14 protein-coding genes are annotated in these 12,572 nt (G+C 49.5%); 12 read left to right on the top strand and 2 right to left on the bottom strand.

Translation table 11 applies throughout. From position 1 onward, the window contains the following. Positions 1 to 207 precede the first annotated feature (207 nt). From ACTJKB_RS26390 to lepB, 3 genes are read left to right on the top strand one after another with little or no spacing between them, the layout of a single operon-like run. A complete protein-coding gene (locus tag ACTJKB_RS26390; protein ID WP_440837310.1) occupies positions 208 to 1,074 on the top strand; it encodes an SDR family oxidoreductase in 867 nt (288 codons plus the stop codon). A gap of 28 nt (positions 1,075 to 1,102) precedes the next feature. Next, the gene (locus ACTJKB_RS26395; protein WP_440837311.1) at positions 1,103 to 1,519 is read left to right on the top strand and encodes a DUF4265 domain-containing protein; all 417 of its coding nucleotides are present in this window, start codon (positions 1,103 to 1,105) and stop codon (positions 1,517 to 1,519) included. Between the two features lie 26 nt (positions 1,520 to 1,545). Then, positions 1,546 to 2,043 (top strand): signal peptidase I, encoded by a 498-nt coding sequence (lepB, locus tag ACTJKB_RS26400; RefSeq protein WP_440837312.1) that lies wholly within the window; start codon positions 1,546 to 1,548, stop codon positions 2,041 to 2,043. On the opposite strand, the gene ACTJKB_RS26405 is transcribed toward lepB, so the two are convergent. Beyond that, the gene (locus ACTJKB_RS26405; RefSeq protein ID WP_440837313.1) at positions 2,040 to 2,345 is read right to left on the bottom strand and encodes a Dabb family protein; all 306 of its coding nucleotides are present in this window, start codon (positions 2,343 to 2,345) and stop codon (positions 2,040 to 2,042) included. The two genes, lepB and ACTJKB_RS26405, sit on opposite strands and share 4 nt — an antisense overlap. 226 nt (positions 2,346 to 2,571) lie before the next feature. Between ACTJKB_RS26405 and ACTJKB_RS26410 the strand changes: the two genes are divergently transcribed. The 8 genes from ACTJKB_RS26410 to ACTJKB_RS26445 all read left to right on the top strand — a co-directional run bounded on the left by ACTJKB_RS26410 (position 2,572) and on the right by ACTJKB_RS26445 (position 10,748). Next, positions 2,572 to 2,898, top strand: coding sequence for a hypothetical protein (locus ACTJKB_RS26410; RefSeq protein ID WP_440837314.1), 327 nt, complete (start codon positions 2,572 to 2,574; stop codon positions 2,896 to 2,898). 144 nt (positions 2,899 to 3,042) lie between these two features. Further along, the gene (locus ACTJKB_RS26415; protein ID WP_440837315.1) at positions 3,043 to 4,077 is read left to right on the top strand and encodes an HD-GYP domain-containing protein; all 1,035 of its coding nucleotides are present in this window, start codon (positions 3,043 to 3,045) and stop codon (positions 4,075 to 4,077) included. A gap of 144 nt (positions 4,078 to 4,221) precedes the next feature. Beyond that, positions 4,222 to 4,959 (top strand): GTP pyrophosphokinase, encoded by a 738-nt coding sequence (locus ACTJKB_RS26420; protein WP_440837316.1) that lies wholly within the window; start codon positions 4,222 to 4,224, stop codon positions 4,957 to 4,959. A 101-nt stretch (positions 4,960 to 5,060) separates the two neighbouring features. Beyond that, on the top strand, positions 5,061 to 6,695 hold the full coding sequence (locus tag ACTJKB_RS26425; RefSeq protein WP_440837317.1) for a glycoside hydrolase family 9 protein: 1,635 nt from the start codon (positions 5,061 to 5,063) through the stop codon (positions 6,693 to 6,695). Between the two features lie 28 nt (positions 6,696 to 6,723). After that, the gene (locus tag ACTJKB_RS26430) at positions 6,724 to 7,449 is read left to right on the top strand and encodes an HAD family hydrolase (protein ID WP_440837318.1); all 726 of its coding nucleotides are present in this window, start codon (positions 6,724 to 6,726) and stop codon (positions 7,447 to 7,449) included. Further along, positions 7,439 to 7,984 carry a YfiT family bacillithiol transferase gene (locus tag ACTJKB_RS26435; protein WP_440837319.1) on the top strand — a complete coding sequence of 182 codons (546 nt, stop codon included), beginning with the start codon at positions 7,439 to 7,441 and terminating at the stop codon, positions 7,982 to 7,984. The genes ACTJKB_RS26430 and ACTJKB_RS26435 overlap by 11 nt, the downstream gene beginning before the upstream one ends. A gap of 278 nt (positions 7,985 to 8,262) precedes the next feature. Next, complete coding sequence (locus ACTJKB_RS26440) at positions 8,263 to 9,855, top strand: sensor domain-containing diguanylate cyclase (RefSeq protein WP_440837320.1); 1,593 nt, start codon at positions 8,263 to 8,265, stop codon at positions 9,853 to 9,855. A 143-nt stretch (positions 9,856 to 9,998) separates the two neighbouring features. Then, positions 9,999 to 10,748: a cupin domain-containing protein gene (locus tag ACTJKB_RS26445; RefSeq protein ID WP_440837408.1), complete on the top strand. Its 750-nt coding sequence runs from the start codon at positions 9,999 to 10,001 to the stop codon at positions 10,746 to 10,748. An 81-nt stretch (positions 10,749 to 10,829) separates the two neighbouring features. On the opposite strand, the gene ACTJKB_RS26450 is transcribed toward ACTJKB_RS26445, so the two are convergent. Further along, positions 10,830 to 11,822, bottom strand: coding sequence for an acrylyl-CoA reductase family protein (locus tag ACTJKB_RS26450; protein ID WP_440837321.1), 993 nt, complete (start codon positions 11,820 to 11,822; stop codon positions 10,830 to 10,832). A 120-nt stretch (positions 11,823 to 11,942) separates the two neighbouring features. Here ACTJKB_RS26450 and ACTJKB_RS26455 point away from each other — a divergent pair, with 120 nt between their 5' ends. Continuing rightward, complete coding sequence (locus ACTJKB_RS26455; RefSeq protein ID WP_440837322.1) at positions 11,943 to 12,572, top strand: TetR/AcrR family transcriptional regulator; 630 nt, start codon at positions 11,943 to 11,945, stop codon at positions 12,570 to 12,572.

Raw genomic sequence — 12,572 nt, forward strand, 5'->3', positions numbered from 1 at the left:
CTTAAGCTGTCACAGCAAGTTTTGTACGAAGTGAAATCTAAGAAGCGAAGCTCACAAAACAAAAGCATATGCTTCCGAAGCAAGTTTTGTATGAAGTGAATTCTAAGAAGTGAAGCTCACAAAACAAAAGCGTATGCTTCCGAAGCAAGTTTTGCACGAAGTGAAATCCAAGAAGCAAAGCTCACAAAACTTTTAAGAGGTGCAGTTATGAATAGCGAAAACGGGCAGAATGCAAATAAAATCGCCCTCATCACCGGTGCCTCCTCCGGCTTCGGTCTGCTGACTGCACTGGCGCTGGCCCGCAGAGGCTACCAGGTCGCAGCCACCATGCGGGACCTAAGCCGCCAGGGAGAGCTATTGCGGCAGGCTGAAAAAGCCGGGGTTGCAGAGCGGATACATGTACTGGCTTTGGATGTTACGGATTCAGCGTCCATTAAGTTCGCAATAGCAGCGGCTATGGAGATATTCGGAAGAATTGATGTATTGGTCAACAATGCAGGTTTTGCCGTCGGCGGCTTTGTGGAAGAGGTGGGCATGGAGGAATGGCGGCGGCAGATGGATACGAACTTTTTTGGTCTAATTGAAGTTACTAAGGCTGTTCTGCCTATGATGCGGAGTCAGCGGGCGGGCCTGATTGTCAATGTCAGCAGCGTCAGCGGTTTGACCGGATTTCCCGGATATGCCCCTTATGCCGCCTCCAAATACGCCGTGGAGGGCTTCAGTGAAAGCCTGCGCCAGGAGCTGACTCCATTTGGGATTCGGGTTGTACTGGTGGAGCCTGCTTCTTTCCGTACACCGATCTGGGGCAAAGGGTTGGAGGGGATGCATACCAACGAGAATTCTCCCTATCAGAAGCAGCTTGCCGATGTACTGCGCTATTCCCGTCAGAGCGCCGAGACCGCACCCGAACCGGATCAGGTTGCCGAGCTGATAGCACGGATCACAGCAATGAAGGCCCCAAGGCTGCGATACCCAGTCGGCAAGGGCTCCCGTCTGCTGGTGATTGGTAAAACACTGCTTCCCTGGAAGGTGTTCGAAGGAATTATCGCCAAATCTCTTAAGAACATGAAGTGAATTACAGGCAGGATGATGTCTGACAAGAATGGAGGTGTACCTAGTGCCGGATAAGGTGGGACTGCATATTTGCTTTGATGAGCTTGGCCGGGAAATTGAGATTCTGGATGTGACGCCGGTGGCGCGTGGCAAATACCGTATTGAAGAAACGCCGATTTTCAACCCGTGCATCGCCCTTGGGGACATCATTCGGGTCGAGGAGAAGCAGGGGATTGCGTACTATGTGGAAACGGTGCAGAAATCGGGCTATGCCAGATATGCCTGGCTACTGAGCAAGGAGGCCGCAGGATCGAGGGAGATCCATGAGTTCAAACACCGGATTACAATATGCGAGGGCAAATGGGAGCAAATCTTTGGCGGTCTGCTGGTGATCCATATTTCCAAGTACTCTGAAGTTGACGTTGAGGCCGAAATGGCCCGGATTCTTGAACGTTTTGATATATAATCCGTGAACTGAAAGGAAGATATAATATGAAGAAATTTCTCAAGCAATGGGTGCCGAGCATAGCCATCGGGATTATTTTGTCATTGTTTATCCGTACATATGTAGCTGAAGCCATGAGAGTCCCAACCGGTTCGATGATTCCGACGATACAGATCAATGACCGGCTGGTGGTGGAGAAAATGCTCTGGTTAACCACACTGAAGCATGGTGATATTGTCGTATTTAACCCGCCGGTGCCCGGTGATGAACAGAAAAAGTATGTCAAACGCCTCATGGGGCTGCCGGGAGATACGATTGAGATCAAGGACGGAGCTTTGTACAGAAACGGCGACAGGATCGAAGAGCCTTATCTTCAGGATAAGATGGACTATACGTTCGGACCGGTCACGGTTCCTGCAGACCACTATTTTTTTCTGGGCGATAACCGGAATACGAGCTATGATGCCCACCTGTGGAGCACACCTTTTGTAGCCAAAGATAAGCTGATCGGCAAAGTTCTGGTAGATGTTAATAATCTTTTCTAAAAAATAGGGTAATCCACCACCACGACATTCTCAATGATCCCCTCAAGCAGCCCTACAAAATGCTGATGTGCAGGATGGGGTCCATATTTGCGCAGGGCTTCCTGATCTCTGAAGGTCACTCGAAGCCCCAGCGTATATCCATGGATATTCTCTGTTTCTTCCGTTTTGTTCACACCTGCCGTAAGCTCCACAATCCCGGGAATCGAATTTTTCAGCGCCTTAAGCGTATGTACCAGCTGTTCTCCGGTTTCGGGCCTATATTGCTCATTAAATTTAAAAACAACAAGATGTTCATACATCATTTTGTGTCCTCCCGTGTATTTTATTTCGATTATAGCTGTTAAGCCTGCTCAAGGATATGGTTCCATTATTCCGATTCATGAAAGGAAAAATATTATGCAGGACAAATTACCTGTATCCAGAATCAAAACTCCGCTGAGCTTACGTACAATGCTGTCGTTTATATTACTTATTGCAATAGAATCTTGGACGTTGAATTCACACAATCCATATCGTCCTTATTCTACTGTGGATTATATTATAGTTGTCTTGCTTGTTATTCTTATTGTTCTCCTTGTGCTGTCGATTGTGAATGCCCTGCGGCCGGCTGCAGAAATCAAATGGGGCACCGATTCGCTGCAAATCCGTGGTGAAACCATCTATGCACAGAGGATTCAAGCCATCCAAATTGACGGACCAGTAGTGGGCATCAAACCGGTTGGCAAAAGGATTCCTCCTATGCGTTTAACCTTTCGTTTTATAGATGACCGCGCCCAGTCGATGAAAGAATTGAACCATTGGGCAGAAGCGAACGGGGTCAAGCTGACCTATAAAAGATACGTGAAATGGATGTAGAAGAGGCTAAAGTCGGGGATTCAATATACCTACTCCAGAATAGGGAACGTGACTTTAACCATATTGTTACTTTGCCAGCTTTTGGGCTATGATCAAGTAAAGATTGAGGGAAATATTCCTATACATAAAAAGGGGTGCTGAGACTTGAAAGTTCATGTCACGGATCTTAAACACGGCGACTGTCTTCTGACAGACACTTTCAATAGTGTAGGCCTGCACGTTCTCCCCAAGAGAACAGTTGTTCAGCGTGAGGAAATCACCATCCTGATCCGGCACAAAATAGAGTATGTAGATATTGAGCCGCGCACGATAAGCCATGCTGAGAGCGGAAATGGACTCAGTAACAGCCTAAATGACAATTTTGATCATACCATCCAGAATTACGAATCGATTTTCCTGGAAGCTTTGGCCCAAGGCTCTTTCACTCAGTCCATGGTGGACGACACGCTGCAGCCGCTGCTCGAAACGCTGGATGCCCAGAAAGATGTCGTTTCCTTGCTGTTATTGCTGGAACGCGACGACATTGATACATATCACCACTCGCTGCAAGTTGGTCTGTTGTCGTATTATATCGCTGCTTGGCTGGGCCACTCCAAAGAGGAGCGTTATGAGATCAGCCGTGCAGGTTACCTGCATGATATCGGCAAAAGCCAAGTGCCGCTGTCCATATTGAACAAAGCCGGAGTCCTGACTCCTGCCGAGGAGGAAGAGCTGAAACGCCATACCACCTATGGATATGATATTATCCGCGGCTCCAAGATGGATGAGAAGACGGCACTCGTGGCACTCCAGCATCATGAATTTGAGGATGGAACAGGGTATCCGAACCAGATTCTTAAGAATGAAATTCATCCGTACACTGAAATTGTCACCGTGGCGAATATTTATATGGGGCTGACTACCTCCAGGCTGAATCAGCCGAAGCAAGGGCTTGTTGCCGTCTTGCGCAAAGTTCATGAAATGGGCTTCGGTAAGCTGAACGGAACAGTGGTCCAGGCGCTTACAGGACATCTTCTGCCAGGTTTTGTCGGCAAAAATGTTCAGCTTTCCAATGGGGAAATCGGGACGATTGTGATGAATAACCCGCTTGACATGTTCAAGCCGCTTGTTAAAGTGGATAATGTATTCAAGGATTTGTCACGCGAACGCAGCCTTTCAGTTGAAGAAATTATTTTATAGCCTGAGCAATAACGAGACATGACAAAAGGTTATCCCATCCGTTTCGCAGCGGAAGTTCGGGATGGCCTTTTTGATTGCCAGGAATTTGAATTCAGCTAGCAGATTAGCTATGATGAATGAAAGATTAAGATAGGAGAAATGAGCATGAACACCCAAGATCAGATCGAGAAATTCAAACAGATTAAATATGAATTGACCCGTTTTATGATGATTTACAAGTTTGCACTGGAAGAAATTGAGACCAAAATTGATATCCTGAAACAGGAATTTCAAATGCTCCATGACTATAGCCCGATCGAGCATACGAAATCGCGAATTAAATCCCCAGAGAGCATTATGAACAAAATGCTGCGCAAAAACAGCGAGCTGTCGCTGGATGCGATTAAATCCAGCATTAAGGATATCGCCGGACTGCGGATTACCTGCTCTTTTATCTCCGATATTTATCAGGTCAGTGCCATGCTGCAGAAGCAGGATGATCTAAAGGTACTTGGCGTGAAGGATTATATCAAGAACCCCAAGCCCAATGGATATCAGAGCCTGCATTTGCTGGTGGAGGTTCCGGTGTTTTTGTCGGACTGCCAGGAGCATGTATGTGTAGAGGTGCAGATCCGCACGATTGCTATGGATTTCTGGGCCAGCCTGGAGCACAAGATTTTTTATAAATACAGCCAGGCTGTCCCCGAGCAGCTGACCCGTGAACTGAAGAATGCAGCCGATAAGGCGTATGAGCTGGATCTGCAGATGGAGCGTCTCCACCGTGAAATTAAGGAAATTAAGGATGCACAAGGCGACGATTCCGATGAAGAGCTGCGCCGGATCATGATCAACAACCAGCAGTTTAACCTGCCGGCCAATTTTCTTAAGCTGTTAGGCGAATAAAAGGGGGTTTCCATGAGCTGGTGAAGAGCGTTTTCAGGAGGCAGCACTGATTTTACATAGAGGATGATTATTTTCTGAAAAATCATATGTATAGAGGAGAGATGAACACTTTGAGCACGCCTGATCATCGTCACATTGCTGTGAATCACATCGGTTATGCCACAGAAGGAGCAAAAATCGCCATATTCAGCGGAGAAGGGCATGGCTTCCGGGTAATCAATGAAGAGACAGGGGCCGCGGTGTATTCCGGTAAGTCCGGAAAAGCCACCGTGGATAAACCCAGCGGTGCTATCGTTCATGTGGCGGATTTCTCCGGGATCAGAACTGCCGGACGATATCATCTTGAAGGAGACGATGGTAATATATCTGCCTCCTTTGTGATTGGGGATAAGCCCTATGGGGAGCTGCAGCAGGGACTTTTGAAAGCCTTTTATTATTACCGCTGCGGTGTAGAGCTGACCGGAGAATTTGCCGGTCCATGGGCCCACGGAGCGTGTCACACGGCAGAAGGCATCGTATACGGACAACCGGAGTTGACGCTGGATAGCTGTGGTGGCTGGCATGATGCCGGAGATTACGGGAAATACTCCGGTCCTGGAGCAAAGGCCATAGCCGATTTGCTGCTTGCCTATGAACTATATCCCACAGCATTTGCGGTTTCAATTCCGCTTCCTGAGAGCGATGGCAAGACACCGGATGTGCTGCTGGAATGCAAGGTGGAGCTGGATTGGCTGTTCAAGATGCAGGAATCCGGTACAGGCGGAGTGTACCACAAGCTGACTACTTTGAACTTTCCCGGTCTTGATGTAATGCCGGAGGAAGATAACGCAGACCTGTATTTTTCGCCGGTATCGGCAACAGCGACTGGGGACTTTGCCGGTGTGATGGCGATGGCTGCAAGGGTCTATGAGCCTTATGACCAAGGTTATGCGCGCCAATGTCTCACTGCGGCTGAAGCGGCCTGGAGTTGGCTGCAGCAGCACCCTGAGGCGCCTGGCTTCACGAATCCGGCGGGAATTAGCACCGGTGAATATGGTGACGATACGGATCGGGATGAACGGTACTGGGCAGCGGCAGAACTGTACCGTACCACAGGTGAAGCGGTCTATCATGAGGCGGTTCAGGCATTGGCACAGCTGTCATTTCCAAAATACAGCCTGGGTTGGGCGGATATGGGCGGATACGGGACACTTACATACCTTTTTACCGGGGAATTCGCCACAGAGAAGGGCTTGTATACTTCGCTGAAGCAGGGGCTGCTGGCTGAAGCCGATCGACTGGTGCGGCAGAGCCGGGAGGATGGCTACCGTATTTCCTTGCTGGAAGAGGATTATATCTGGGGCAGCAATATGCTGGTCATGAACAACGCGATGCTGCTGCTGGCGGCAGAGCATTTCAGCGGAGAGACCGCCTATGCCGCTTGCGCGCTGGATCATCTGCACTACCTGATGGGACGCAATGTGCTGGACATCAGCTATGTGACCGGGTTCGGTGACCGTCCCGTTATGCATCCTCATCACCGCCCATCGGTTGGTGACGGTGTAGCAGATCCGGTGCCCGGCCTTGTATCCGGCGGACCCGACCGCGGGCTGCACGATGAATATGTTGCAGAGCATCTTCAAGGCAAGCCTGCTGCCCAGTGCTTTGCCGATCATGATCTCAGCTATTCCACAAATGAGGTAACGATTTATTGGAACTCTCCGGCTGTGTTCGTGACGGCCCGGTTTAATGTATAGAGAAAATTCTACTAAGGAGTCAATCCCAATGAACCCTTACCAAATCATCAGCCTGGATATGTTCCAGACCCTGGTAAACATTGAAGACCGGAGGAATCACATCTGGAGACCGATCCTGCAGCAGGATTTTAGCAAGGAACGGGCTTTAGAGCTCGCTCAACTGCTTTTAAGACATTATTTGGAACAGTCGGTTGCGATTCGTGATGCCGGAGGCTTTTGCACCAGCAAGGAAATATTCCGCAGCGGCTTTGAGAAGGTCTTCATGGAGCACAAGCTGAACTTTGATTCCCTTAAGGCAGTGGATATTCTCTTCGCCGAGCACCGGCTCTCCGATTTGTATGAAGACACGATGCCGTTCCTGCAGAAGATCATTGAAGCGTATCAGGTCTGCATTGTGAGTGACACGGATACTCTGATGCTGCCGGATTTCTATAAGGCCTATCCCATTAAGCTGTTTACTTCAGAAGAGTACGGTTCCTATAAAAATGACGGGCTGAACCGGATGTTCAGCGAGGTCATCGCATTCTACGGCGTGCAGCCTAGTGAAATCCTGCATATTGGAGATTCACCCTCGGACGTGCTGGGTGCGGCTAGAGCGGGAATCCGAACCTGCTGGATCAATCGGACCGGATCAGTCTGGAAGCATGAGGTGCAGCCGGATGTAACTGTGGGTAATCTTGAAGAACTCTATACCATTCTTGAGCCAGGCGCGGCATTGCATGCAGAAAGGGGGCTGGAGCCCAGTGAATACTAATCTACCCAATATAGAACAATTGCGTTATCCCATTGGTCCTTTTGTAAGCCCGGGACAGCCGACGGCGGCACAGCGCAAACAATCCATTGACGAAATCCGCAATATAACGCCACTGTGGAGAGCGGCCGTCCAGTCTCTCACGCCGGAGCAACTGAATACGCCTTACCGCCCAGGAGGCTGGAGTGTGAAGCAGGTGGTTCACCATCTTGCCGACAACAATATGAATGCTTATCTGCGTTTCAAGCGGGGACTCACCGAAGAGGCACCGGAGATTCCTTCCTACCGGGAGGAGCTTTGGGCAGAGCTAAGTGATTATTATGAGGAGCCCATTGAAACCTCGCTTGCGCTGCTTGAGAACCTGAACCGGAGATTCGCTGGCCTGCTGGTTTCCCTGGAAGAAGAACAATTTAATAGAACCTTTATAAGCCTTATGCTGGGTACGATGACTTTGGATACAGCGATTCAGCGGTACAACTGGCATAACCGCCATCATCTTGCACAGATCACCTCATTGATTGAACGAAGCAGCTGGTAACCCCAGAGAATTGAAAAGAGCAAGCGGATTAGGGAACAGTTCCCGCCGCTTGCTCTTTCCTCTGTTTATTTGCTGTCTTGGCCAATCTTCAGTCTAGGCCGGTATAGGAAGAGATTTCAATAACAAAGATATCCTCACCGTAAAACCCCCTTTTTGCGTAGCCTGTCGGTGGTTTTGGAAATATAAACTGTGTGTAGACTCTGTTTCCCAATCGTATATAATTAACATCAGATGGACCTGTCGGCAACTGCCGCCCAGTAACATAAGGAGGTTGAGGAATGCCTAGACTGGGAGAAGCAGGACAACCGAAAAAGAAACTCAGTCTTACCCTATTGCTGATTGGTCTGGTCACACTGGTGGTTTTACTGACTTCAACGATCCTGCTCACCGCTTCGTATCAATCGAAAAAAAAGTCTCTGATCGAGACGACCCTGAATTTAAATCTCTCCAATGCTGAACGCATGAGCAAGACAGTGGATTCACTCTTCCGGTCTATGCGCAACAGTATGGTGTATAGTGCGGACAAACTGTCCCAGATCAATGAGGTGCAGCCGGAACAAGTTGACGATTACCTGGAATTGATGCGCAAGAGCAGCACCTATTTCAATTCAATTCTTCTGGTTGGCGCTGACGGTGTCATTCGCAATACTTCACCGGCAACGCTTGGAATGGCAGGCAAACCAATTAAGTCCCCTTGGGCTGTGGAAGCGCTTCGTCTTAGACATCCATATCTTTCTGAGCCGTTTACTCCTGCTTCAACCGGCAGAATGATTGTTTTTATGAGTGAACCGATGTATGACCGGGATAAGCATTATCTTGGTCAGCTGGGCGGAACCATTTATCTGCAGGATAGCAATATTCTGAGTATGATTTTTGGTAACGATAATGAAATTGATTCTTCGGGCTCCTATTACTACATCGTCAGTGCGGACGGGCATCTCTTGTTTCATCCTGATAAGGAACGGCTCAATGAGGACATCAGCAAAAGTGAGATCGTGCAGGAATTAATGAAAGGACGCAGCGGGCAAAGGGAAGCAGTTAATGTAAGAGGAATCCCTATGCTGGCTGGCTATTCAAGTGTTCCAGCCAATGGCTGGGGAGTTGCTGTAGTTTCACCCGTGAGCAAAATTCAGGATGAGCTATGGGGCCATATCCGCAAAACACTTGCCTATACTTTGATCCCTTTTGTGATTATGCTGCTGCTGGCCCTTGTAATAGCCCATCAATTGGCCAAGCCGTTTGTCATGCTTGCTGATCTGATGAACAAGGTGGGGAAGGAAAAGACTGAACTCCCTGTGCTGAAACCGCATTGGAACCGGGAAGCAGACCTCTTGACCAAAGCGGTGGCCATTGCTTGGAGTGATATTCAGAAACAGACAGATCAGCTCACCCAGGAAGCGATGACTGATCTTTTGACGGGACTTGCCAACCGCCGATCTCTTGATATTACAATGAATCAGTGGATTGCCGCGCAATTTTCCTTTTCCGTGATTGTGCTGGATGTCGACAAATTCAAATTTGTGAATGACACCTATGGTCATCTGGCAGGGGATGAGGTCCTGAAGCAGGTTGCGGGTATACTGAAAGCAAGTATTCGTCCGGGGGATGTCTGTTGCCGCTATGGCGGGGAGGAATTTGTAGTGCTTCTTCCGCGAACCAAGGCTGCCGACGCCTACATCGTTGCGGAACGAATCCGTAAAACGCTTGAGGCCAGTGAAGTTCCGCTGGCGATGAAGGTAACCTCCTCACAGGGAATCGCTCATTATCCGAGCCATGGGGACTCCCTTGAGGAGCTGCTGGAGCAGGCGGACCGTGCGATGTATTCGGCGAAGGGCCAGGGCAGGAACCGGACGATTATAGCAGATGAATAAATGTTGAAGCGGCATGCTCCTTAAAAGGAGGATGCCGTTTCTTCTTGCTGCAGCCGGAGATAATTATTCACCTGGGCCTGGGCGGGTACATATCCTATTGTAAGAACGATAAAAACCGGTTTGCGGAAGGGAAGGATAGCCAGGTGACTTCATACATGGATTACAAATCACCCAATACACAGTTTAGCTTTAATGTGAACTGTAACACAACGTTTAAGAAGGATGACTGTAATTATATCAATACGTTGTCAATCAAAGAGCTTAATACGCTGGAGAATACCTCCCTTCTAGACATTTTTCTCAGTAAGTCCAACGTAGTGGAACCCCATTACCACCAGAATGCCGCTGAACTGGTCTATTGTATCTCCGGTGCTGCAGTCGTCTCCCTGATCAATCCATTTACGAATGAGTTGCTGCACTTCCCAATCACACCGGGCCAGGTGGCGAATGTGCCGCAAGGCTGGTGGCATTATGAGGTGGCTACCACCGATTGCACGCATTTGCTGGCGATCTTTAATGCCCCGGTACCGGAAGTCATACTGGGCTCCGATCTGTTGACACTTACACCGCTAAAAGTGCTTGCTCACACGTATTGCATGAATGAAGCCGAACTCAAGGAAGTACTGGCACCGGTGAAACCTGGAACCTTTATCGGACCGCCTGCAGATTGCTGTGAACCCGGCAAGACCGCGGTAGCAAACACGGCATACGCCAATAATATGGCTCCATACATGGAAGCCCAAGCTTCGCATATGCTTCAGCCCTTCGGTTACCAGCCAACCCCTGCGCATGGATACTACGGCCAGCCGTATGTTCAGGAGTACCGCCAGCAGCCCTATGTCCAGACTTATCCGGGTATACAGAATGCGGTTGATATTGGGGGGAATGTATAACAAGCGGTTGAAGTGAAATCCTTCATAATCAGATAAAACAAAAGCCACCCCGGGATTGCTCCCTGCGGGTGGCTTCATAGGTTAAGACAAGCGGACCAATACGCGGCCCCGTGTGTTGGATTTCAAGATATCCGCTAGGGCAGCAGGCAGATCGGTTAAGGTGACCTCGCGGTCCACAAGCGCGTCCAGCTGTTCCGGCTTCAGATCGGAGCCCATCCGGTCCCAAATCTGAATGCGCTGCTCCATCGGACAAGCGACTGAATCGATTCCGAGTAAGCTAACACCCCGCAAGATAAAAGGCAGAACCGTCGTCGGAACCGATGTTCCGGCGGTTAATCCGCTTGCGGCAACGGAGCCGCCGTAGGCGATTTTACTGAGTACTGCAGCAAGTGGAGCACCACCGACGGCATCAACAGCGGCCTGCCACAACTGCTTGTCCAGCGGTTTGCCTGAACCGCCGCTGACCTCCTCACGCGAGAGGACTTCGGCAGCACCCAGGGTCTGTAAATAATCAGCTGCATCTGCTTTACCGGTGCTGGCAGTGACCTGGTAGCCTTTCTTGGCAAGCATGGCAACGGCCGAGCCGCCGACACCACCGGTTGCGCCAGTGACCAGCACTTTGCCCTTATCCGGCGCAGCGCCATGAGCTTCGATCGCCAGAATGGACATGGCAGCGGTATAACCGGCAGTGCCGTAGATCATTGCTTCCCGCAGCGTAAGGCCTTTAGGCAGTGGCATGACCCATTCAGTAGGAATGCGCGCATACTCGCTGAAGCCGCCGTAATGGGATACCCCAATGCCGTACCCGGTGGCAATGACGGACTGCCCTTCTTGAAAACGCGGGTCTGCGGAGGAAACAACTGTTCCCGACAAATCGACGCCCGGGATAAAAGGATAATTGCGGACAATGTTCCCGTTCGGGATACTCGCGAGTCCATCTTTATAGTTTACACTGGAATATGCAACTCGGATCAGAACTTCTCCGGCAGGCAATTTCTCCATAGTCAGCGGCTGTACCGCCACGGAAAATGTCTCCGTTTTGTCCACAACCAAAGCTTGAAAGGTTTCTGTCATGTAAGTCTCTCCTTAGACGAATAATAATGTGTAAGTCAGTTATATATTATTTATTCTGACCGGTCAACTTTTTATTATCTATGATATAATGTACATTATTCCCTAATTCGTGGAGGTCCCATGGTACGCTACAAGAAATCAGAAGAAAAACGCAAACAGATTCTGTTCGCCGCCTTTCAGGCGTTGTCCGAGCTGGGGTATGATTCCGTGACCTTGCAGACGATCGCTGATCATGCTGGGGTCAGTAAAGGGGTTGTACATTATTATTTTGACAACAAGGAAGCGGTGCTTGTGGAGCTGCTGGAATGGCTGACTGGCAAAATATCTGCCAAAGAGCAGACAGCAGTGCAAGAACAGCAGACAGCGACCGGCAAGCTTAAGGCCTACATCGACTCTGCGTTCCCCGATGCGGCGAAGAACCGTTCCTTTTACCGTGTATATCTGGATTTCCTGGCGAGGGCCAGCCGGATACCGGTGTACAGAGAGATTAACCAGCGTTTCTATGACAACTGCGCACGGATAAGCACAGAGGTGCTGACGCTGGGGCAAGTGGAAGGGATTTTTGCCAAGGAGCTGTCCCCGGAGACAACAGCCCCAGTCATTCGTGCAATTATTGACGGTTGTCTGATCCAGTGGCTGATGACCGACAACGATGAGCTTCATGCCGTGTTCAAAGAATCCTGTTATGCATCGGTTATGAAGGTGCTGAGCGCTGAGGATATGACAAACAACAAACCGATGAAAGGCTGA

It is taken from the genome of Paenibacillus sp. 22594 (genome assembly GCF_052044425.1).
GTDB lineage: Bacteria > Bacillota > Bacilli > Paenibacillales > Paenibacillaceae > Paenibacillus_AQ.